The sequence below is a fragment of the Salinispora sp. H7-4 genome (assembly GCF_013416675.1).
Taxonomy (GTDB): domain Bacteria; phylum Actinomycetota; class Actinomycetes; order Mycobacteriales; family Micromonosporaceae; genus Micromonospora; species Micromonospora vitiensis.
The window spans coordinates 491,019-512,352 of record NZ_JABZED010000007.1 but is presented as its reverse complement, the minus strand read 5'-3'; the positions used below and the strand labels follow the sequence as shown (position 1 = coordinate 512,352).

Here is a 21,334-nt window from a genome sequence, read left to right as displayed (position 1 = left end):
TCCGGTCCGGCGCTGCCGGCGTGAGAGAGTTGCCGTCATGCGTGCTCGCCGTCTTGTCGCCGCCGCCAGCGTGGTGGTCGGCCTCGTCGCCCTCACCGGATGTCGTACCGAGCCGGGTGTCGCCGCGTACGTGGGTGACCGGCAGATCACCGAGGACACCGTGGACGGCATCCTCGACGAGCTGCGGGACAGCCGCGCCGCGGCGGAGGCGCCCGAGCTCGGTGGGCCGGCCCCGGAGCTGCCGCCCCGGTCTCAGGTCGTCGGCACGTGGGTGCTCGGGACGGTGTGTGACCAGGTCTCCGCGGACCGGGGCTACCAGCCGCGGGGGCGGGTGGAGCCGGTTCAGGTCGCCGGTCGGGTCGGCCTCCCCCCGGAGTCGGAGTATGTGCGGCAGTTGGCCGCCCTCCACACCTGCCTCTCCGGGCTGCCGGCGGGCGACTCGGTCGCCCCGACCGAGCAGGAGCTCGCGGAGGTGATCGCCGCTGGGCGGGCGGCCGGAGCAATTTCTCCGGACACTCCGGATGCCGTGATCGCCGGTCAGCTCGACGTCCCCCAGCTGCGCAACGCGTTGGCGAGCCGCCGGGCCCTGGCCGAGGCTGCTGGGGAGTACGACGTCACGGTCAATCCCCGTTACCGACCCCTGGATTTCACCCTGCTGCCGTTCTCGTCGGGTGCCGCGGCGGTGAGCGTGCTCCTGGGTGAGTCCGGTTCGGACGCGGTCACCGATGTCTCCAGCCCGGAGCCGCCGACCGGGGCGCCGCAGCCGGCCTGAGCATGACGGTGCGGATCACTCTGCTCGTCACCTCGCCACGGCTGCCGGCCGGGCTGCTCACCGCAGCCGCGTGGGACGTCGTACGCCAGCATCCCGTGCTGACCGGGGCGGAGAGCGAGTTGACGACGGCGCTCCGGGTCGCGGGCGCCGAGGTCACCGTCGTGGCCGGCCCGGCCACCCCGGCGTTGCTCGACGCTGCCACCACCCGCGGCGGTGCGGTCTGGCTCGCTGGTCCGGCGGGTGACGAGTCGCTCGCTCGGGAGCTGGGCCTGCGACTGGCTCGGGAGCCGGGGCTCGCCGAGTTGGAGCTGCTGTACGGATCATGGGATCCGCCCGGAGCGCGGCTGCTCGACGTGGTGGCGGTGTTGGACCGGCTCGCCTCACCCGGGGGCGACCCGTGGAAGCGGGCGCAGACCCACCGCAGCCTGGCTGGTTTCCTGTTGGAAGAGTGCTACGAGGCGTACGACGCGATCAGCGCCGGTGACACCGACGCGCTCCGTGAGGAGCTCGGGGATGTGCTGCTCCAGGTGGTGCTGCATGCCCGGCTCGCCGAGGAGTTGCCCGAGGGCGAGCGGTGGAGCGTGGACGACGTGGCCGGTGGCCTGGTCGACAAGATGGTGCGGCGCAATCCGCACGTCTTCGCCGAGGAGCAGGCCGGCACCCTTGCCGAGATCGAGGAGAACTGGGAGCGGATCAAGCGGGCGGAGAAGGCGCGTGACTCGGTGCTGGACGGCATCGCCCTGAGCCAGCCCGCTCTCGCCCTGGCCGCCAAGATCATTGATCGGGTCGCCCGGGTGCGGCTCGCCGTCGCGCTCCCGCCGCCGCAGTCGCAGGGCGACCCGGAGGCCCGGCTCGGTGCCGAGCTGCTGGCTGCGGTGGCCGCAGCCCGCGCCTCCGGGCTGGATCCGGAGGCGGCCCTGCGCCGCGCCGCCCTCGCCCACGCCGAGGCCGTCCGCCGGGCCGAACGCGCCGGCAGCGCCGGTAGCTGAGGTTCCTTGCGTCAGGTTCCCGGGCTCGTCGAACGGTCGACCACGTCGGCCTCCGTCGGCAGTTCGAAGATCGGGCCGTCCGCGGTCTCCCGGTAGCTGGTCAGCGTCACACTGACCGGTTCGCCGTCCAGGTGACCGGCGAAGCTGCCCAGCGCCCCCTCGGCGGTGAAACAGGCGGTGAGGTCGCCGTCCGACCGGCGCACGTCGACGCAGGTCGCCCGCCGCCCGGCCAGCGTGGTGTCGCTGCGGGTGATGCTGGATTCCGGATCCAGGGCGGCAGCGGTCAGCAGCTCCAGCACCGCTGGTGGGGTGATCAGCCCCTGCTTCTCGGCGGCGGCGAAGACGGCCACTGCCGGCTTGTCCGGCTTATCCGGCGGCGGCGCGATCGTGCAGGCTGTCCGCCCATCGGCGGTCTCGCAGCGGGTGGTCGCCTCCTCGGTGGCGGTCAGCGCGCCGGCCGTCCACTGGTAGGTGGCGCGGGCCGGCTCCTGGTCCTGCGCGATGGTCGCGGTCTGCCCGGACGCGAGCCGGTAGTCGGCCGTGTAGGTGCGGATCAGGGACCCGTCCAGCCGGTTCGCGAGGTCGTTGACCAGATCAGCGTGGCTGATCGTCTGGCCGGCCTCGTCGAGGCTTTGACAACCGGTAACGGTGAGCGACGCGATGGCGGCAGCGGCGAGTAGTCGGAGCGGGGTCGAGATGGCGGACATGACGACCAGCCTCGCCGATCGGATCGAGTGTGCGCAAACTCCGACGTCGGTTGACATCGGAGAATACCGGAATGTCGGGCGGGCCGCTCTGTGGAAAGGGCCGGCGCGCGACAGTGCGGCCGGAGATTCAACCGCCGGGTGCCGCGTCGCGCTCCATCGCCGCCCGATACGCTGCGTGCAACACCTTCCCAGCCGCACCGTCGCGGCCATCACCGAACGGCAACACACACGAGGAGCGACTCAGTGGCAACCATCGAGGGAATCGTCGCCCGGGAAATTCTCGACTCACGGGGCAACCCGACCGTCGAGGTCGAAGTGGGGCTCGACGACGGTACGATCGCCCGTGCTGCGGTGCCCTCGGGCGCCTCCACCGGTGCCTTCGAGGCGATCGAGCTGCGCGACGGTGAGAAGGACCGCTACCTCGGCAAGGGCGTTGCCAAGGCCGTCTCGAACATTGAAGACAAGATCGTCGACGAGCTGATCGGATACGAGGCCAGCGAGCAGCGGCTGATCGACCAGAAGATGCTCGACATCGACGGTACGGACAACAAGAGCCAGCTCGGCGCCAACGCGATCCTGGGCGTTTCCCTGGCGGTGGCGAAGGCCGCCGCTGGCGCCGCTGAGCTGAGCCTCTTCCGTTACCTCGGCGGGCCGAACGCGCACCTGTTGCCGGTGCCGATGATGAACATCCTCAACGGTGGAGCGCACGCGGACTCCAACGTCGACATCCAGGAGTTCATGATCGCGCCGATCGGTGCGCCGACCTTCCGGGAGGCCCTGCGTTCCGGCACCGAGGTCTACCACGCGCTGAAGTCGGTGCTGAAGAAGAAGGGGCTCTCCACCGGCCTCGGCGACGAGGGTGGCTTCGCGCCCAACCTACCGACCAACGCCGCCGCGCTGGACCTGATCTCGGAGGCGGTCGAGAAGGCGGGCTACCGGCTCGGCACCGACATCGTCTTCGCGCTCGACGTGGCCGCGACCGAGTTCTTCGAGAACGGCACCTACACCTTCGAGGGCGCCGCGAAGACCGCGGAGGAGATGAGCAGCTACTACACCAAGCTCGCCGACGCGTACCCGATCGTGTCGATCGAGGACCCGCTGGCCGAGGATGACTGGTCCGGGTGGCGGACGCTGACCGCTGCCGTCGGCGACCGGATTCAGATCGTCGGCGACGATCTGTTCGTCACGAACCCGCAGCGGATCGCCCGCGGTATCGCCGAGAATGCCGCCAATTCGGTCCTGGTGAAGGTTAACCAGATCGGCTCGCTCACCGAGACCCTGGACGCGGTGGACCTTGCCCACCGGGCTGGCTTCCGGTGCATGATGAGCCACCGTTCCGGCGAGACCGAGGACACCACCATCGCCGACCTGGCGGTCGCCACCGGCTGCGGCCAGATCAAGACCGGCGCCCCGGCGCGGTCGGACCGGGTCGCGAAGTACAACCAGCTGCTGCGGATCGAGGAGGAGCTGGCTGACGCCGCGCGGTACGCCGGATCGGGCGCGTTCCCGCGCTACCGTTCTGCCTGACAGACGCGCAACCTTCGGGGGAGGGGCAGGGGATGCAGCAGCGCCGCACGCCGGGCGGACAGCGTCCGGCCCGCCGGCCCGGTCAGGCCGGCCGGTCGGGCGGTGCCCGGCCGGTTCGGGTGGGCGGCGTCCGCGCCGAGCCGCGGGCGACCGCCGGCCGCGCGCCGGGCATGGTCCGGGGCGCCGACGGAGCCCGTTCGGCGAACCGGCCCGCCGCTCGGCGGTCGGCCTCCGGCAGTGCGGTGAAGCGGCTCTCCGCCCCCCGCCCCCGACGGGGCACCGGGCGGGCGACCGTGCTGGTCGCGGTGCTGATCGCCCTCGCTCTCGGCTACACCTACCCGGTCCGGGTCTACCTGGACCAGCAGACTGATATCGCCCGGATGGAGGCCGCACAGGCAGCGCAGCGGGCGGAGATCGATAAGCTTGCCGCCAGGGCCGCGAAGTGGCAGGACCCGAAGTACATCGCGGCCGAGGCCCGGGAACGCTTCTTCATGGGCGTCGAAGGCGAGGAGCTGTTGATCGTGCTCCCCAAACCGAGAGCGGCCGCGGCGGCGGATCAGTCCGCAGGTCAGGACGGTCTGGCCGGGGCCGATCGGTGGTACGACACCCTGTGGTCGAGCGTGACGGCCGCGGATCAGGAACGGTCCGGCGAGTGAGTGCCGGCACTGCACCAGGAAGGACACCGTGACAGTCGTACCACCGCAGGAGCCGGCGGCATCCTCCGTACCGCTGCCGCGACGCGAGCCGGCCACCCCAGCTGACCTGGCCGCGGTGGCGGGACAGCTGGGCCGTCCGCCCCGGGACACCCGGGCGGTGGCCCACCGCTGTCCGTGCGGTATGCCCGACGTGGTGGAGACGACGCCGCGGCTCGCCGACGGCACGCCCTTCCCGACGCTCTTCTACCTGACCTGTCCCCGGGCGACGGCGGCCTGTAGCCGGTTGGAGTCCGCCGGGCTGATGAAGGAGATGGCAGACCGGCTCGCGGCGGATCCGGAGCTGGCCGCGCGTTATCGCGCCGCGCACGAGGACTACCTCCGGCGCCGGGAGGCGATCGGTCACGTGCCGGAGATCGCCGGAATCTCCGCCGGTGGGATGCCGGATCGGGTCAAGTGCCTGCACGTGCACCTCGGGCATGCGCTCGCCGCCGGTCCCGGTGTCAACCCATTCGGGGACGAGGTGTTGCGGCTGATCGAGCCGTGGTGGGCGGGAGGACCATGCGTGGCCACGCCAGCGGACGAGTGAGATGACCGCTGCCGGCGGACTCGTGGTCCGTCGAGCCCGGACGGCGGACATTCGGGGGATCCGGCGGCTGATCGACACGTACACCGACGGTCGGCGGCTACTCAGTAAGGCGACCGTGACCCTGTACGAGCACGTGCAGGAGTTCCGGGTCGCGGTGACACCCACCGGAGACGTGGTCGGCTGTGGCGCCCTGCACGTCATGTGGGAGGATCTGGCGGAGATCCGGACGGTGGCGGTCCACCCGAGTTGTCGGGGTAGCGGGATCGGGCACCAGATCGTGGGCAGCCTGATCGACGGTGCCCGGGAGTTGGGCGTGGCTCGGATCTTCGTGCTCACCTTCGAGACCCGCTTCTTCGGTCAGTTCGGGTTTACCGAGATCGACGGGGCGCCGGTGCCACACCCGGTCTACGAACAACTGCTGCGCTCGTACGACGAGGGTGTCGCGGAGTTTCTCGACCTGGAGCGGGTCAAGCCGAACACGCTCGGCAACACCCGAATGCTGCTGCGGCTCTGAGCGGGCCGTCCGGCCTGCCGTAGGGTTGCGGGCGTGACGACGCGTGTGGCCGCCATCGACTGCGGGACCAATTCGATTCGCCTGCTGGTCGCCGAGCTGCCGGATTCGGGGGCCGGGGCGAGCGCACCGTTGGTCGAGTTGAGCCGCCGACTGGAGACCGTTCGGCTGGGCCAGGGCGTGGACCGCACCGGCCGGTTGGCCCCGGAGGCGATCGAGCGGACCCGGGTGGCGCTGGCGGAGTACGTCGCCGAGATCGAGAAGTTGGGCGTCGACCGGGTGCGGATGTGTGCCACGTCGGCCTCCCGGGATGCGGAGAACGCGGCCGACTTTCGCGACATGGTGGAGCGGACGCTGGGGGTCGCCCCGGAGGTGGTGACCGGGGAGGAGGAGGCGCGGCTCTCGTTCACCGGGGCAGTTCGTGGCCTGCCCGACTCGACCCGGGAGCCGTACCTGGTGGTCGACATCGGCGGTGGTTCGACGGAGTTCGTCGTGGGCACCAGCAGCGGTGGTGTGGACGCCGCGATCTCGGTGGACATCGGTTGTGTCCGGATGACCGAGCGGCATCTGCAGGGTGACCCACCGGATCCTGCCGAGATCAGGGCGGCCGAGGTGGACATCGTGGCTGCCGTGGACCGGGCGCTCGACGCGGTGCCCGGTCGGGAGGCCGCCACGCTGGTCGGGCTCGCTGGCTCCGTCACCACGGTGGTCGCGATGGCCGAAGGGCTGACCGGGTACGACCCGCAGCGTATCCACCACGCCCGGGTGTCGGGTCGGGCGGTGGCGGAGGTGACGGCTGACCTGCTGGTGGCGACCCGTGCACAGCGGCTGGCGATCCCGGTGATGCATCCGGGGCGGGCCGACGTGATCGCGGCGGGTGCCCTGGTGCTTCGTGTGATCATGGAGCGTTCGGGCAAGGACTTCGTGGTCGCCTCCGAGCACGACATTCTGGACGGCATCGCCTACAGCCTGCGGTAGGAGCGGCACCGATCCGTTTCCCTTCTCAATACGCCCGAACCAGCCCAAATTTTGGGATGGTCTGGATAGGCTGAGACTGTTTCATGGTCGGCTTTTCGTGGCGAGGGGAGCATGGTGGGCGGGAAGGAGGAGACGGTCACCGTCGGCGAACTACTACTTGGTCGCCTGCACGACCTCGGTGTGCGGCACATCTTCGGGGTGCCGGGCGACTATGCGATGGAATTCACCGATCAGGTCATGGCCTTCGACGGAATTGACTGGATCGGCAGTTCCAACGAACTCAACGCCGGCTACACCGCGGACGGCTACGCGCGGATTGCTGGTATCGGGGCAACTGCTACCCAGTACGGTCCGGGTGAGCTGTCGGTGCTCAACGCCCTGGCCGGCGCGATGGCGGAGTCCGTACCCGTCGTTTCGATCGTCGGTGGCCCCTCGACCGAGATCATGCGCCGCCGCACATCGGTTCATCACTCTCTCGTGGATGGCGATTTTGACCATTGGGCCCGGATGGCGTGCGAGGTTACGGTCGCCCAAGCCTCGTTGACCGCGGAGCATGCGCTGCGGGACATCGATCGGGTGCTGGGCGCGTGTTGGTCGCAGCAGCGTCCCGTGTACATCCGAATTCCGGGTGATGTGGCGGTGGCTTCCGTCCCGCGACCTGCGCGACCCTTCCGGCGCCCGGAGCCGGTCACGAACGCGGCGCAACTGGACGCGTTCGCTGCCGCTGCGCACCGCCGGCTCGCCGGCGCCCAACGGCCGGTACTGCTGGTGGGTAACGTGCCGGTCCGGCTGGGTCTGGCACCAGCTGTCGCCGCGTTCGCGAGCGAGTGCAACTGGCCCGTTGCCGCGCAGGCGCTCGGTCGGGGTCTGTTTGACGAGGCTGACTCTCGTTATGTCGGGGTCTATTCTGGCCTGGAGAGCCGGGCCGCGGTCCGGGAGGTGGTCGAAGGCGCCGACGTCGTGGTGTGCCTGGGAACCACGTTCTTTGACTGGAATGGCCTGTTCACCGCGGAACTGGATCCGGATCGGATCATTAATCTGGGGCCTGATGCCGCGTCGGTCGCCGGTACCCGTTTCGGCCCGATCGCGATGGCTGCGGCGTTGGGCCGGTTGCATCAGCTGGCTGTCCGTCGTACGAGCGGCTGGTCGAGCGGGGTGATCCAGTCGAAGGGATTGTCGGAACTGGACAGGGCGGGTAGCAAGTCGATCACCCACGAACGACTCTGGCCGGCGATCGAGGCTCAGTTACGGCCGGGGGACGTGGTGGTCGCGGAGGTCGGGACCGCCTTCTTTGGCCTGGAAATGATGCGTCTGCCCACCGGGGTATCCGTGTTGGCGGCGCCAATCTGGAGCTCGGCCGGCTACGCGATTCCTGCCGCTTTCGGTGCCGGAGTCGCTGGACCGGACCGGCGGGTGGTGTTGATCACCGGTGACGGTGGAGTGCAGATGTCCCCGCAGGAACTCGGCCACATGTTCGACTTCGGGCAATTGGCGATAGTCTTCATGGTCAATAATCGTGGCTACACTACCGAGCGGGTGCTCGAGAAAGCGATCGGGGAAGAGTCCCAGGGTTACGCCGAGATACCCGACTGGCGGTACGGCAAGCTGTTGGCGGTGTTCGCGGAGGAGGAGGACTTCGTCGCGCGCACGGTCCGCACCGAGGCCGAGCTGGCCGAGATCCTGTCCGACATCGACGAGCCTCCGGAGCGGTTGACCTTTGTCGAGGTGGTCGTCGATCCAACGGATGTGCCCGAGGGTATGCCGGAGTGGAGTCGGGAGGCCTCTGCCGCCATCTATCACGCGAAGTTTCCCGCTCCGGCTCGCCTGCCCTGGAGTGGGCTCAACTAGCCGGGCGGGCCGTGCCGGCAGCTGCTCCACGCAGGCTTGACGCTACTGTGCATTGAATAGTACTGTCCTTTGTATGGACACCACACAGCTCTTGAAGGGCGTGCTGGACCTGGCTGTCCTCGCGGTGCTTCGGGAAGAGGACGGCTACGGCTACGACATCCTGCGTCGCCTGCGCGACGCCGGCCTGACCGAGGTGGGCGACGCCTCCGTCTACGGCACGTTGCGGCGCCTCTTCGCGGCGGGGCTGCTCACCACGTACGTGGTGCCCAGCGAATCCGGACCACACCGCAAGTACTACTCGCTGAACGCCGCCGGCCGCGACCAGATCGCGCGCTCCGGCAAGCTCTGGCGCTCATTCGCCAGCACCATGGACACGCTGCTCGACGATCGGGGGAGGGCGGCATGACCGTCACTGAGCAGGAGATAACCGACTACGTCGCCCGGGTTCGAGGCGCCCTGACCGACCTGCCGCCGGCGGTCCGCGACGAGCTGACCGAAGACCTGCCGGAGCACCTCGCCGTGGTGGCCGCCGAGTCCGACGGAACGCTGGTGGAACGGCTCGGCGAGCCGGAGGCGTACGCCTCCGAGCTGCGGATCGCGGCCGGGGCCGGGGCCGGGGCCGGTCGCCGGTCGACGACCGGAGAGCTGACCGCCGTCGTTGACCGGGTCCGTGCCCGGCTGCACACGCTCGACCGGCAACTCGGCCCACCCCTCGGGTATCCGACGGTGCGCGCCTTCCTGCACCTACTCACCCCGGGCTGGTGGATTCTGCGCGGCTACCTCGCGGCGATGCTGCTGGCCGTGCTCACCACTGGCAGAATCGGGCTACTGCCCAGGTTCGGCGGCCACCTGTCGCTTGGCCTGATGATGCTGGCGGCCCTGGTCGTCGCCTCGGTCATGCTCGGTCGCCGCGGAGCCCGGTCGCGAATCTGGCCGGGACGGCTGCTGGTGCTCGGCAACCTGGTGCTCGTCGGGTTCGGGCTGGTGGGGCTGGTGCACCTGGAGGATCGGCGCGATGAGGGCAACTACTACGCGCCGATCTCGGTCGACAGCCGGTACGACCACATCCGCGACGTCTTCGTCTATGACACCGAGGGTCAGCTGGTGGACTACGCGCGGCTGTTCGACCAGAACGGCGATCCGATCCGGCTCGGCTACCCGGACTGCGCTGCCGCACGCGATGTGATTCGCCGGGATCAGATCAATAGCACCAACCCGCTGCTGCGTGGCTACCCGTACTGCCCGGAGGCGGCACCGTTCGGGCCGCGGCCCACGGCTGACGCGTCCCCACCGGCCCTCCCCGCTCCACCCGGGACGGTCCAACCGGACTCCACTGCCGCACCAGCCGGACCGGAGACGGCACCAACCACATCGGAGCCCTCGCCGGTCACACCGGGGACCACACCGGAGGTGCCGGAGACCCCGCCGACCTCCGCGCCCGCGCCGCCGACCTCCGCGCCCGCGCCGGGTGTCGCGCCCACCGGGTGAGCGCTCCGGGAAGCGCTGCCCCTCCCAGTTCCACGGTGGGAACTCATATTTCCGTAGCGATGAAAGTGGCCGAAGGGATGAGGCTGCGGGGCAAAAGGGCGGTTGTTGATCGTCTACCGTGTCCTCCGCACTATTAACCCCTGGAAGGAAAATTCGTGCCGGAGCAGGTCGTACCCCCCGCCCAACCCAACGTCCCGCAGCCGGCTGGCTTTCAGCCGTCAACCGGCGTGCCCGAGGCTGGCCCCCCAGCCCCAGAGCCAGCTCCGAAGTCCGGTCGCAAGAAGGTTCTGGGCATCGTTGGCGCCATCGTCGTGTTCCTGGTGATCGCCGGCCTCAAGTTCGGCCTGGGCACGGTGCTCGGCGGGACAGACGAGACCGCGGATGCCAAGGCTGGTGACTGCATCGCCGAGCTACCCGCGACCATCGGCGACGAGATGGAGGCGGTTGACGGCGGCAAGGTCGTTGACTGTGCCTCCGCCGAGGCGAGGTACAAGGTCGTCGGTCGCGCAGAGGATCAGACCGAGGCGCAGGCCGAGTCCGGCGAAGCGTGTGACCAGTTCTTCCAGGAGAACGAGGAGTACTACATCTTCAGCAACATCACTCCGGGCAAGACGGGCTATCTGCTCTGCCTGACCGACAACTCCTGAGCGGCGTACGGGAGTACGGCGACGGCGGCGCGGTGTCACCGCGCCGCCGTCGCCGTACCCGAGCCATCGACTGGTGTCCGGGAGGTGAACGCCACTTCTCCGGCGTCTTCCCGGGGCCCGTGTGGCGTGGCAGGCTACCGGCACGTAGGACCACTGGGCGACCAGCCAACGATGACTGACCGCTAGGAGGACGGCCGATGGGCGACATGGTGACGTACCGGTGCAACGGTGGTACGGGCGAGGGGTATCTCGTGGTACCGCCTGGCGGTACGGCCAGCCCGGCGGTCATTGTGATCCAGGACTGGTGGGGCCTGGCGTCGCACGTCCGAGCGGTGGTTGACCGCTTCGCTGAGGCCGGCTTCGTCGCCCTCGCCCCGGACCTGCGGCGCGGCGGGCCGGCCAGCAAGCCGGATGAACCCCGGCAACTACTCAACAGCGGGCAGTTGGACGCCGCGGCGGCGGATGTCGCCGCCGCGGCCGACTACCTCGCGGGCCGGCCGGAGGTTGTCGGCAAGATCGGTTGCGTCGGCTTCTGCGCGGGGGCCAGTCTGGCGCTCTGGTCCGTTGCCCGCACCGAGCGGATCGTGGCGACCTCGGCCTTCTACCCTCGGCTGCCCGGGGAGGGGATACGTCCGGAGGGGTCGGAGTACGCGGGCAAGGCCGCCGCCATCCACTGCTGCGAGGCCGACGGCACCTCGGCCGACCCGGGAGTGCAGCTCGTTCGTCGGGCCATCGAGGCTGGTGGCGGCACCTGTCAGACCTACGACTACCCGGGTACCGCCCACGCCTTCTTCAACGAGGACCGGCCGGAGAACTTTGACCAACGGGCTGCCGCCACGGCGTGGGCCCGCACCCTGGAACTCTTCCGGGCGAAGCTTGGCTGACCACGGATCGGTGCATCCCGGCGGAACGCCCGCCGGGATGCGGCGTGTGCCGCGGGTACCTGTGGTCGCAGCCCGGCCACGCACCGCCGAGCAGGTAACCGGGGCAGCGGCCGGGGCGACCAGCCTCGCCGCACTCGATGCGGCGATCAGCGACTGCTTCGCCTGCCCCCGCCTGGTCGACTGGCGGGAAGAGGTGGCCCGCACTCGACGCGCGGCGTTCCGGGAGCAGGAGTACTGGGGGCGCCCGGTGCCCGGTTTCGGCGACCCGAGGGCCCGCATCGGCCTTCTTGGCCTCGCGCCGGCCGCGCACGGCGGCAACCGGACCGGCCGGGTCTTCACCGGCGACCGCTCCGGCGATGTCCTCTTCGCCGCCCTGCACCGGGCCGGGCTGGCCAACCAGGCGACCAGCGTCGCCGCCGACGACGGGTTGACCCTGCGCCACACCCGGGTCTTCGCGGCGGTGCGCTGCGCGCCGCCGGCCAACAAGCCCACGCCGGGCGAGCGCGATACCTGCCGGCCCTGGCTGCACCGCGAGGTCGCACTGCTCCGGCCGAACCTGCGGGTGGTGGTCGCGCTGGGCGCCTTCGCCTGGGCGGCGTGGTGGCCGACTCTGCACCGCGTGTACGGGATGTCCCCGCCCAGCCCGCGACCCGCTTTCACGCATGGGGCACACTGGTCCGGGAACGGCGCACCGGACCTGCTCGGCTGCTACCACGTCAGCCAGCAGAACACCTTCACCGGGCGGCTGACACCAGAGATGCTGGACGACGTGTTCGCCCGGGCGAAACGACTGGCCGGGGTGGAGTAGGGGCTGCGGGGCATTGGGATGACGGACCGGAAGCGCCGATCCGCATCCTCGCTTCCCGCCGACAGTGGTGTGCTGCGCCGGTGGTGGCCGCTCGCAGCGGTGCTGCTCCTGTTGGCCGCCGCCACCGCCGCGGCCGCGCATTCGTCGCTCGGGGCCAGCCGCATCCCGCCCGCGGCCGAGCAGCTGCCGCTCGTCCCGGAATACCCGACGGCCGAGCCGGCCGCGTCGATCCCGGTAGAACCGCGCGACGCAGGTGAGCTGAACAGCCAGCGGCGCCCCGACTGGCTGCGAACCGCACTCCTTGCGGTGCTCGGGCTGGCCGGGTTGGCCGTTGCCGGCGTCCTCGCCGGGACGCTCCTGCGCAGTGTGCTGCGGCGAAGCACTCGGCGCCGCCCCGAGGGCCGGGTCCCGCGCACCGCCGAGGGCACGGCCCGGGAGGTGGTCGCCGCGCTCGACGCCGGCCTGGTCGACCTCGACGACACCGGCACCGATCCGCGTACGGTGGTCATCGCCTGCTGGGTTCGCCTGGAGGAAGCCGCCGCCAGCGCCGGGGTGCGTCAACTGGCCGGCGACACCCCCACCGAGCTGGTGGTGCGCCTCCTGCAGGGTGACCCGGCCGCCGGGGTGCCCGCGATCGCCAGCGCCGACGTGCTGGCCGATTTCGCACATGTCTACCGGGAGGCGCGTTACGCTACCCGGCCAGTGGACGAGCGTACCCGGGACCAGGCCCGGGCCGCGTTGCGTCGGCTCCGCGGGGAGCTGACCGCGCTGGCCGGCGCGAGCGGGGAGGGGCCGGCGTGATCAACCGAGGACGCCCGACCGGGTACGAGGAGGTGTCGCGGTGAGCGGCACCAGCATCGACGACCTACTCAGCGGCGCGGAGGAGCGGGGCCCGCAGCGACGCCCACGCCGGGATCCGGCTCGCGACCGACCGCTGCGGCTGGTGCTGCGTAACCTGGCCGGCGTCGGGGCCGTACTGGTCGTCGTGGTCGCCGGTCTACGTGCGGTCGGGCTCCAGGTGTCGTTGCCGGTATTGGTCGCTGGCGTACTCGCGCTCTTCCTGGTCCGCCACGTTGTTCGGGCGCTCCGCCCACCACCTGCGTCGCCGGCTGTCCACCTGGCCCTGTCCGACCCGGCCGAGCTCCGCGGGAATCGCGGCGACCAACACGACGCGCTGGGCGCGGCGATCAACAGTTGGGAGAGTCCGCTGGACTGGGCGGCCACCCGGGCCAAGCGGTTCAACGGGACCATCCTGCCCCGACTCGGCGAGCTGGCCGACGAAAGGATCCGGCTGCGGCACGGGGTGACCCGTGGGTCGGATCCCGCCCGCGCCCGCGTACTGCTCGGTGATCGGCTGGCTACCTTCCTGGAGCACCCGCCTCGCCGCCCGCCGTCGCCGCGCGAGCTCGCGGCGATCGTCGCCGAACTGGAGAAACTGTGATGAACGACGTGGACCGGAAGCTACCCGCCACGGAGGTCGGCCACCTTGCCCACGTGGTGCTGGACGCGGTGGGCGAGGTCGTGGTCGGAAAACGAGAGGCGCTGGAGCTGGTCCTCGCCGGGATTCTGGCCGGCGGGCACGTGTTGCTCGAAGACCTGCCCGGGCTGGGAAAGACGCTGACCGCCCGGTCCTTCGCCCAGGCCCTCGGGCTCGATTTCCGGCGGCTCCAGTTCACTCCGGACCTGCTGCCCGCCGATGTCACCGGCTCCTTCCTCTACAACCAGCGCAGCGGGGACTTCGCCTTCCGCGCCGGGCCGGTCTTCACCAACCTGCTCCTCGCCGACGAGATCAACCGCACTCCGCCGAAGACCCAGTCCGCGCTGCTGGAGGCGATGCAGGAGAAACAGGTCTCGGTGGAGGGCGTCACCTACCGGCTGGATGAGCCGTTCCATGTGCTCGCCACCGCCAACCCGGTCGAGTACGAGGGCACGTACCCGTTGCCCGAGGCCCAGCTGGACCGCTTTCTGCTCCGGGTCTCCTTCGGATATCCCGAGCCCGGCGAGGAGTGGGAGGTGCTGCGCCGCCGGATCTCCCGCCGTCGCGAGGAGGCGGAGATCAAACCGGTGGTGAACGCCGCGACCCTGCGCGCGATGCAGGCCGCGCTGGAGGACGTGGTGGTGGAGGACTCGATCGGTCAATACCTGGTCGCGCTGACCGCGGCTACCCGGGAGCACCCCTCGGTGCTGGTCGGTGCCTCCCCGCGCGGTTCGCTGGCGCTGCTGCTGCTGTCCCGGGTCCGGGCCATGATGGCCGGCCGGGACTACGTGGTGCCAGAGGACGTCAAGGAGGTGGCGGTACCGGCGCTGGCGCACCGGATCACGCTCCGTCCGGAGCTGTGGCTGCGTCGGGTCGCTCCGGCGATCGTCGTTGACGAGGTGCTGGCGGACACCCCGGCTCCGGCCAGCGGCGCGCTGCCCAGCTACGCCACCGGCCTGCCCGTCCGCTGATGACCTTGCCCACCGTGCCGTCACCACCGGAGCAGACCGGTGGCTGGACGCCGACCTGGGCCTTCGGCCGGGCGGTACTCCTGACCGGTCTGCTCCTGATCGCCGGCGTGCTGCTCGGGCGGGTGGACCTGGTCGTGTTGGCCGCTCCGTTCGCGCTCGGCACCGCGTACGCCCTGCGTCGCCGACCCGCCGCGTCGCCGCTGGTCCAGCTCGCCGCCGAGGGAAACCAGGTGGAGGGGGGCGAGCTCTCCGGGCAGATCACCGTTGGTAATCCGGACCCGGTCGACTATGACCTTGCGTTGCTGCGGAGCCGAGCGTCGCGCTGGTTGCGGGTCGATCGGGTGACCGTTGCCGGTGCGGCGGCGAGCCACGCCGCCTCGCGCGGCGGGCAGTCGGTCGTTGACCGTCCCCTGGCGACCGCCGTACCGGCTGGTGCCCTGGTCGAGGTGGAACTCGCCGGCACCGTGCGCCGCTGGGGACGGCATCCGCTGGGGCCCGTCGGGGTCCAGGCCTACGCCGCGCTCGGCCTACTGGTCTCCCACGCGGTGGTGGCCGAGGCGGTCCCGGTCAGTACCTACCCGGTGACTGACCCCTTCGATGCGGTGGAGGCGATGCCCCGCGCCGCGGGCCTGGTTGGTGCGCACCATTCGCGTCGCCCCGGCGAAGGCGGTGAGCTGGCCGGCGTACGGGTCTTCGGCCCCGGTGACCGGCTGCGGCGGGTGGACTGGCGGGTCTCGCTGCGGGCGCGACAGCTGCACGTCGCGGCCACCCTCTCCGACCGGGATGCTGAGGTGGTGCTGCTGCTCGACGTGCTCGCCGAGGCGGGCCGCTCCGGTGGGGTCGGGGGCACCGCCTCGGTGCTGGACACGACGGTTCGGGGCGCCGCGGCGATCGCGGAACACTACCTGCACCGGGGCGACCGGGTGTCGTTGCTGGAGTACGGCCCGGCCGGCCGTCGGCTACGTGCCGCCACCGGCCGCCGCCACTATCTGACAGTGCTGGAGTGGTTGCTCGACGTGCATCCCCAGTCCTCCCCAGATGAGCTGCACGACGCGGGCTTCGGACCGCAGCTGTTCTCCTCGGACGCGTTGGTGGTGGTGCTTACGCCGTTGCTGGATGAACGATCCGCGCAGATGCTGGCCCGGCTGGCCTGGTCGGGGCGCTTCGTCGTGGCGGTGGATACCCTCCCGGTTGATCTGACCCCGTCGCGGGAGCGGCGGTGGTCGGAGGCGGCGCACCGGCTGTGGCGGCTGGATCGGGACACGATGCAGCGCCAGCTGCGGGAGCACGGTGTGCCGGTGGTGCAGTGGGCGGGCGCGGGCAGCCTGGACGAGGTGCTGCGGGACGTGGCTCGGCTGGCGACTGCGCCGAGAGCGGGTGCCCGGTGAACCGGGCCGGCCCGGGCCGAGGCCGGGCGGCGATGTGCGCCGTGGTTGCCCGGGCTGAGGGCGGGCGGCGATGAGCGCCGTCGTCGCCCGGGCCCGCGCGGCCCGGCGCGCGGTGACCCGGATCGCGCTGGCGCCGTTGCTGCTCCGGGCGGGCATCTTCTTCAGTGCGTTGGTCGGGTTGCTGCTCGCGTTACCGGCGGAGGTCCTGCGGGGGCAGCTGCTGGTGGTGGTGCCGGTGGTGGCGCTGCTGCCGGCGGTGGGGCCGCGGCGGATCTGGCCGACCGTCGTCGCCCTGCTGACCGTGGGCGGGTGGGTGTTGGCAATCGATGGCTACGACCGGCCGGTCGCGCTCTGGCGGTTGTTTGCCGTGGCGGCGGCGCTCTATCTCAGCCACACCCTGTGCGCGCTGGTAGCCGTGCTGCCGTACGACGCGGTGGTGGATCCGGCCGTGGTACTGCGCTGGCTACTCCGGGCGGTCGCCGTGCTGCTCGGTACGGCGGTGCTCGGCGTGCTCCTGGTTGAGCTGGCCGGTGTCGGCGGAGCGCAGGGGCTGGAGGCGGTGACGGTGGCCGGGTTGGTGGTGGCGGTGCTGGTGACCGCGCTGCTGGGGTGGCTACTCCGTCGGCGTTGACGGTGGTATGTCCGGGTTAGGTGGGGTCACTGGTTGTGTTGGGTCACAACCGGCTCCGTAGCCGGGGATTTGCCGGGTCACCGAGGAAAGATAGAGGCGTGAATCCGAAGCGGATCCTTGTGGTGGGTGCCGGACACGTCGGGCTCTACGCGGCGCTGCGGTTGTCGAAGAAGCTCGGCCCGCGGGAGGCCGAGGTTGTCGTGGTCGACCCGCAGCCCCACATGACCTATCAACCATTCCTCCCGGAGGCGGCGGCGGGCAGCATCTCGCCCCGGCACTCCGTGGTGCCGCTGCGGCGGGAGCTGCGCCGCTGCACGGTCGTCGTGGGCGCGGTCACCCGGATCGACCACGCCGCCAGGACCGCCTCGGTCCAGCCGATCGTCGGTCCGACCCGCGAGATCCGGTACGACCAGGTGGTCATCGCCCCCGGTTCGGTCTCCCGGACCCTGCCGATTCCCGGGCTGCACGAGCATGGCATCGGGTTCAAGACCATTGGCGAGGCGATCTACCTGCGCAACCATGTGCTGGATCGGCTCGATGTCGCCGCGGCCACGCCAGATCCGGCGCTGCGCCAGCGGGCTCTGACGTTCGTCTTCGTCGGCGGGGGTTACGCCGGCATCGAGGCGCTCGCCGAGATGGAGGACATGACCCGGAGCGCGCTGCGGTACTACCCGGAGCTGAACCAGGGCGACATGCGGTGGGTGCTCGTCGAGGCGACGCAGCGGGTGCTGCCCGAGGTCGACCCGGACATGGGTGCCTACACGGTGCGGCAGCTCCTCCGGCGCCGGATGGACATTCGGCTGGGTACCCGGCTGGAGTCCTGCGTTGACGGGCTGGTGACGCTCTCCGACGGCGACAGCTTTCCGGCCGACACGATCGTCTGGACGGCTGGGGTGAAGCCCTCGCCGATGCTGGACGCGACGGATTTCCCCCGCGACGAGCGGGGGCGGATCACCTGTCAACCCACACTGCAGGTCGTCGACGGTGATCGGGTGGTGGCGGACGCCTGGAGCGCCGGGGACTGCGCCGCGGTGCCGGATCTGACGAAGGAGCCTGGTAGCTACTGCTCGCCGAGCGCCCAACACGCGGTACGTCAGGCGAACCGGATGGCCGACAACATCGTCAACGTCATCCGGGGCCGGGCGCCGGTGCCCTACCAGCACCGGCACGCCGGCAGTGTCGCCAGCCTCGGCCTCTACCAGGGGGTCGCGCAGGTCTATGGCATCAAGATGAGGGGCCTGCCCGCCTGGTTCATGCATCGGACGTATCACATGAGCCGGATTCCCTCGCTGAACCGAAAGGTCCGGGTGGTCGCCGACTGGACGTTGGCGTTCTTTCTCAGGCGTGAGGTGGTCGCCCTCGGTCAGCTGCATGATCCGCGTGAGGAGTTCGCCGAGGCGTCCCAGCCGGTCAACCCCCGGTAGCCGGGGCGGGGCTCGCCCCCGGGGGCGGCGCGGCGCCGGCGAGCCCCGGCGACGCCCGGGCACCTGGGACTGCGGGTACGCCTGCTGGCCAAAGACCGGCTACGGTGGCACTGCACCGTCGCGTGTCGACGTGCCGGTGTCACCCGCCCGGGTGGTGGAATGGCAGACACGGCCGCCTTAAAAGCGGCTGCCGCAAGGCGTGCGGGTTCGATCCCCGCCCCGGGCACCTGCGGTCAGCCCTCGTCGGAGCGTCGTTCAACACCGCCCCACTGTGCGATCTCCACGAATCCTGTTGGCCGTTTATCCTTGATGCTGCACGTTGACGTGCACCAACCCCCTGAGGGAGGCCTGACAGTGAAGACCTCGAACCCGGTGCTCGCCCGGCTCGGCCAGGCGGCCGAGCGGGAGCGGGCGACCGGGTACGCCCCGACCGGGCCGTACGGACAGCCCGGCTACCCCCAGCAGTACCCGACGCAGGCCGGCTACCCGGCTGCGCCGCCGACCGTCAACACCATGACGGTTGACGACGTGGTGGTGAAGACGGTCAGCCTACTCGGCATCCTCGGCGTGGTCGCCGCTGCCTCGTGGATCATGATCCCGGAGGCGCTGCTCGGCGTCGCGTGGATTGGCGCCGCGATGGTCGGCCTGGTGCTCGGCCTGATCATTTCGTTCTCGCGGATGGCGAACCCGGCGCTGGTTGTCGCGTACGCCGTCGTCGAAGGCGTGCTTGTTGGTGCCGTCAGCAAGTACTTCGAGACGCTCTACGACGGCATCGTGCTCCAAGCGGTGGTTGCCACCTTCGGCGTCTTCTTCCTGATGGCGATGCTCTACCGGGCCAAGGCCATCCGGGCCACCCCGAAGTTCGTCAAGGGCATGGTCGCGGTGATGGCCGGCCTCTTCGCGGTCATCATGATCAACCTGGTGTTGTCGCTCTTCGGCATCAACACCGGGCTCCGCGACGGCAGCCCGCTGGCGATCGGGTTCAGCCTCGTCGTCATCGTCGTGGCGGCGCTCAGCTTCGTGCTGAGCTTCAAGGAGGTCGAGGACGGCGTCCGGATGGGGCTGCCGCAGCGCTACTCCTGGGTCGCCGCCTTCGGCATCCTGGTGAGCCTCATCTGGCTCTACATCGAGATCCTTCGACTGTTGAGCTACTTCCAGGGCGACGACTGATCGGCTCCGCTGAACCGGCGATGCCCGGCCCGCTCATGGGGCCGGGCATCGCCGGTTTTGATGATCGCGGCTGGCTGCTCCGCGGCGGTTCGTCGCCCGAGGGCGACGACGCTGGTCAGCGAGATCGACGGGCATGCGGCCGAGGTGCCCGGCGTAGACTCGGCGGGGTGGAGCAGGCCGGGGACTTGAGGCGGACGGTGGAGCTGATCGTGCGGCAGGTGGGGCACTGGCAGCAGCCACGGTGGGCCGCCAGCGCTGCCGGCGGAGATGTCTCCCGGGCCGATCTCGTGCACCGGCTCGTGCAGGAGCTCGCGAATCTGGCGGCCGACGCCGAGGCGCGGCCGCACCGGCTCGTGCCCCGACTTGACCACGACGTTGCCCTGCCGGACCAGCTGCGGGTGGTGGCGGCCGATCTGCTTGCCGCGAGGGCATCGGACGCAGCGCTGGCGCAGGCCGCCCGCGCGGCCACGGCGACCCGCGCGGCCCTCTGAGCGCCACCCGCGCGCGGCCACGGCGACCCGCGCGGCCGCGGCGACCCGCGCGGAGCCGGCCCGTACCGGGCCGGCTCCCGCAAACCCTCAGGTCAGACGCTCGATCACCATGGCCATACCCTGGCCGCCGCCGACGCACATCGTCTCCAGGCCGATCGTCGCGTCGTGCCACTGCAGGGCATTGAGTAGGGTGCCGGTGATCCGCGCGCCGGTCATGCCGAACGGGTGGCCGACCGCGATGGCGCCGCCCATCACGTTCAGCTTCTCCTCCGCTATGCCCAACTGCCGGTAGGAGGGGATCACCTGTGCGGCGAAGGCCTCGTTGATCTCCACCAGGTCCACGTCGTCAATGGTCATCCCAGCCCGTTTCAGGGCCTGCTTCGACGCCTCGACCGGGCCGAGCCCCATGATCTCCGGCGAGAGCGCGGTTACGCCGGTCGAGACGATTCGCGCCAGCGGGGTGACGCCGAGTTCACTCGCCCGCTGTGCGCTCATGATCACTACGGCGGCGGCGCCGTCGTTGAGGGGGCAGCAGTTGCCGGCGGTGATCCGGCCGTCGGGTCGGAAGACGGGATCCAGCTGGGCGACGGCGGAGAGCGTGACACCGGGGCGGGGACCGTCATCGGCGCTGACCACGGTGCCGTCCGGGGTGGTCACCGGGGTGATCTCCCGAGCCCAGAACCCAGCGGCGATCGCCTGCTCGGCGCGGTTCTGGCTGCGCACGCCGAAGGCGTCCATCTCGGCCCGGGTGACGCCGTGGACCTGGGCCAGGTTCTCCGCGGTCTGCCCCATGGCCAGGTAGATGTCGGGCAGGTCGTCGGTGTCCCGTGGATCCGTCCACACCTCGGCCCCGCCCTTGGCGCGCGCCGCCGAACGTTCCCGCGCGGCGCTGAAGCGGGGGTTCTCCCAGCCCCCACCGACCAGCGCCTGTGCCTCCGGCGGCAGACTGTCGGAGGTGCCCCGGGCGTACCGGGAGACGGCCTCGACGCCGGCGGAGACGAAGATGTCACCCTCGCCTGCCCGGATCGCATGCATCGCCATCCGGGTGGTCTGCAGGGACGAGGCGCAGTAGCGGGTCAGGGTGGCTCCGGGCAGGTCGTCGTGCCCCATCAGGGTGGCGACCACGCGGGCCAGGTTGAAGCCCTGCTCACCGCCGGGCAGACCACAACCCAGGTACAGATCGTCGATCTCGCTCCGGTCGAGCTGGGGGATCTTGTCGAGGGCGGCCTGCACGATGGTGGCGGTGAGATCATCCGGGCGGAACTCGCGCAGGGACCCCTTGCGGGCCCGGCCGATGGGGGAGCGGGTGGTGGCGACGATGACAGCGTCGCGGGACGACTCAATCGGCATGGACCAAACCTAACCGGTCAGTAACATCAGG

The 21,334-nt window shown here is 70.7% G+C and carries 23 protein-coding genes and 1 tRNA gene; 22 read left to right on the top strand and 2 right to left on the bottom strand.

Annotated features, from left to right (window positions below; genetic code table 11):
- The first annotated feature begins 37 nt into the window (after nt 1–37).
- Together H0524_RS10225 and H0524_RS10220 are read left to right on the top strand one after the other, a co-directional pair.
- Nucleotides 38–772: a hypothetical protein gene (locus H0524_RS10225; RefSeq protein ID WP_180198404.1), complete on the top strand. Its 735-nt coding sequence runs from the start codon at nt 38–40 to the stop codon at nt 770–772.
- Between the two features lie 2 nt (nt 773–774).
- The gene (locus tag H0524_RS10220) at nt 775–1,761 is read left to right on the top strand and encodes a nucleoside triphosphate pyrophosphohydrolase (protein ID WP_180198403.1); all 987 of its coding nucleotides are present in this window, start codon (nt 775–777) and stop codon (nt 1,759–1,761) included.
- An 11-nt stretch (nt 1,762–1,772) separates the two neighbouring features.
- Here H0524_RS10220 and H0524_RS10215 read toward each other — a convergent pair whose 3' ends face one another.
- Nucleotides 1,773–2,468: a hypothetical protein gene (locus H0524_RS10215; protein ID WP_180198402.1), complete on the bottom strand. Its 696-nt coding sequence runs from the start codon at nt 2,466–2,468 to the stop codon at nt 1,773–1,775.
- Nucleotides 2,469–2,711: 243 nt separating this feature from the next.
- Here H0524_RS10215 and eno point away from each other — a divergent pair, with 243 nt between their 5' ends.
- The 20 genes from eno (at nt 2,712) to H0524_RS10115 (ending at nt 19,953) form a co-directional block, all read left to right on the top strand.
- Nucleotides 2,712–3,995, top strand: coding sequence for a phosphopyruvate hydratase (gene eno / locus H0524_RS10210; protein ID WP_018727108.1), 1,284 nt, complete (start codon nt 2,712–2,714; stop codon nt 3,993–3,995).
- A 32-nt stretch (nt 3,996–4,027) separates the two neighbouring features.
- A complete protein-coding gene (locus tag H0524_RS10205; RefSeq protein ID WP_180198401.1) occupies nt 4,028–4,651 on the top strand; it encodes a septum formation initiator family protein in 624 nt (207 codons plus the stop codon).
- 28 nt (nt 4,652–4,679) lie between these two features.
- On the top strand, nt 4,680–5,237 hold the full coding sequence (locus H0524_RS10200; protein ID WP_029128249.1) for a DUF501 domain-containing protein: 558 nt from the start codon (nt 4,680–4,682) through the stop codon (nt 5,235–5,237).
- A 1-nt stretch (nt 5,238) separates the two neighbouring features.
- Entirely contained in the window at nt 5,239–5,751 is a 513-nt protein-coding gene (locus H0524_RS10195; RefSeq protein WP_180198400.1) for an amino-acid N-acetyltransferase, read from the top strand.
- Between the two features lie 45 nt (nt 5,752–5,796).
- A complete protein-coding gene (locus H0524_RS10190) occupies nt 5,797–6,726 on the top strand; it encodes a Ppx/GppA phosphatase family protein (protein ID WP_180198475.1) in 930 nt (309 codons plus the stop codon).
- A 111-nt stretch (nt 6,727–6,837) separates the two neighbouring features.
- On the top strand, nt 6,838–8,574 hold the full coding sequence (locus tag H0524_RS10185; protein ID WP_180198399.1) for an alpha-keto acid decarboxylase family protein: 1,737 nt from the start codon (nt 6,838–6,840) through the stop codon (nt 8,572–8,574).
- Between the two features lie 73 nt (nt 8,575–8,647).
- Entirely contained in the window at nt 8,648–8,980 is a 333-nt protein-coding gene (locus tag H0524_RS10180; protein WP_018218608.1) for a PadR family transcriptional regulator, read from the top strand.
- Entirely contained in the window at nt 8,977–10,062 is a 1,086-nt protein-coding gene (locus tag H0524_RS10175; RefSeq protein WP_180198398.1) for a hypothetical protein, read from the top strand. The genes H0524_RS10180 and H0524_RS10175 overlap by 4 nt, the downstream gene beginning before the upstream one ends.
- A 155-nt stretch (nt 10,063–10,217) precedes the next feature.
- Entirely contained in the window at nt 10,218–10,709 is a 492-nt protein-coding gene (locus H0524_RS10170) for a hypothetical protein (protein ID WP_180198397.1), read from the top strand.
- Nucleotides 10,710–10,906: 197 nt separating this feature from the next.
- On the top strand, nt 10,907–11,593 hold the full coding sequence (locus H0524_RS10165; RefSeq protein ID WP_180198396.1) for a dienelactone hydrolase family protein: 687 nt from the start codon (nt 10,907–10,909) through the stop codon (nt 11,591–11,593).
- A gap of 37 nt (nt 11,594–11,630) precedes the next feature.
- Nucleotides 11,631–12,401, top strand: a complete 771-nt coding sequence (locus tag H0524_RS10160) for a uracil-DNA glycosylase (RefSeq protein WP_180198395.1) — start codon at nt 11,631–11,633, stop codon at nt 12,399–12,401.
- Between the two features lie 18 nt (nt 12,402–12,419).
- A complete protein-coding gene (locus H0524_RS10155) occupies nt 12,420–13,202 on the top strand; it encodes a DUF4129 domain-containing protein (protein WP_180198394.1) in 783 nt (260 codons plus the stop codon).
- Between the two features lie 40 nt (nt 13,203–13,242).
- Complete coding sequence (locus H0524_RS10150) at nt 13,243–13,842, top strand: hypothetical protein (RefSeq protein ID WP_180198393.1); 600 nt, start codon at nt 13,243–13,245, stop codon at nt 13,840–13,842.
- Complete coding sequence (locus H0524_RS10145; protein WP_180198392.1) at nt 13,842–14,849, top strand: MoxR family ATPase; 1,008 nt, start codon at nt 13,842–13,844, stop codon at nt 14,847–14,849. The genes H0524_RS10150 and H0524_RS10145 overlap by 1 nt, the downstream gene beginning before the upstream one ends.
- The gene (locus tag H0524_RS10140; RefSeq protein ID WP_180198391.1) at nt 14,849–16,237 is read left to right on the top strand and encodes a DUF58 domain-containing protein; all 1,389 of its coding nucleotides are present in this window, start codon (nt 14,849–14,851) and stop codon (nt 16,235–16,237) included. The genes H0524_RS10145 and H0524_RS10140 overlap by 1 nt, the downstream gene beginning before the upstream one ends.
- 70 nt (nt 16,238–16,307) lie before the next feature.
- A complete protein-coding gene (locus H0524_RS10135; protein ID WP_180198390.1) occupies nt 16,308–16,868 on the top strand; it encodes a hypothetical protein in 561 nt (186 codons plus the stop codon).
- 98 nt (nt 16,869–16,966) lie between these two features.
- Nucleotides 16,967–18,292: an NAD(P)/FAD-dependent oxidoreductase gene (locus tag H0524_RS10130; RefSeq protein ID WP_180198389.1), complete on the top strand. Its 1,326-nt coding sequence runs from the start codon at nt 16,967–16,969 to the stop codon at nt 18,290–18,292.
- Nucleotides 18,293–18,437: 145 nt separating this feature from the next.
- Nucleotides 18,438–18,518 (top strand) — tRNA-Leu (locus H0524_RS10125).
- A 128-nt stretch (nt 18,519–18,646) separates the two neighbouring features.
- On the top strand, nt 18,647–19,462 hold the full coding sequence (locus tag H0524_RS10120) for a Bax inhibitor-1/YccA family protein (RefSeq protein ID WP_018727124.1): 816 nt from the start codon (nt 18,647–18,649) through the stop codon (nt 19,460–19,462).
- 167 nt (nt 19,463–19,629) lie between these two features.
- Nucleotides 19,630–19,953, top strand: coding sequence for a hypothetical protein (locus H0524_RS10115; RefSeq protein WP_309225058.1), 324 nt, complete (start codon nt 19,630–19,632; stop codon nt 19,951–19,953).
- 87 nt (nt 19,954–20,040) lie between these two features.
- Here the strand turns inward: H0524_RS10115 and H0524_RS10110 are convergent, their stop codons facing one another.
- The gene (locus tag H0524_RS10110) at nt 20,041–21,303 is read right to left on the bottom strand and encodes an acetyl-CoA C-acetyltransferase (RefSeq protein WP_180198388.1); all 1,263 of its coding nucleotides are present in this window, start codon (nt 21,301–21,303) and stop codon (nt 20,041–20,043) included.
- Nucleotides 21,304–21,334: the final 31 nt, after the last annotated feature.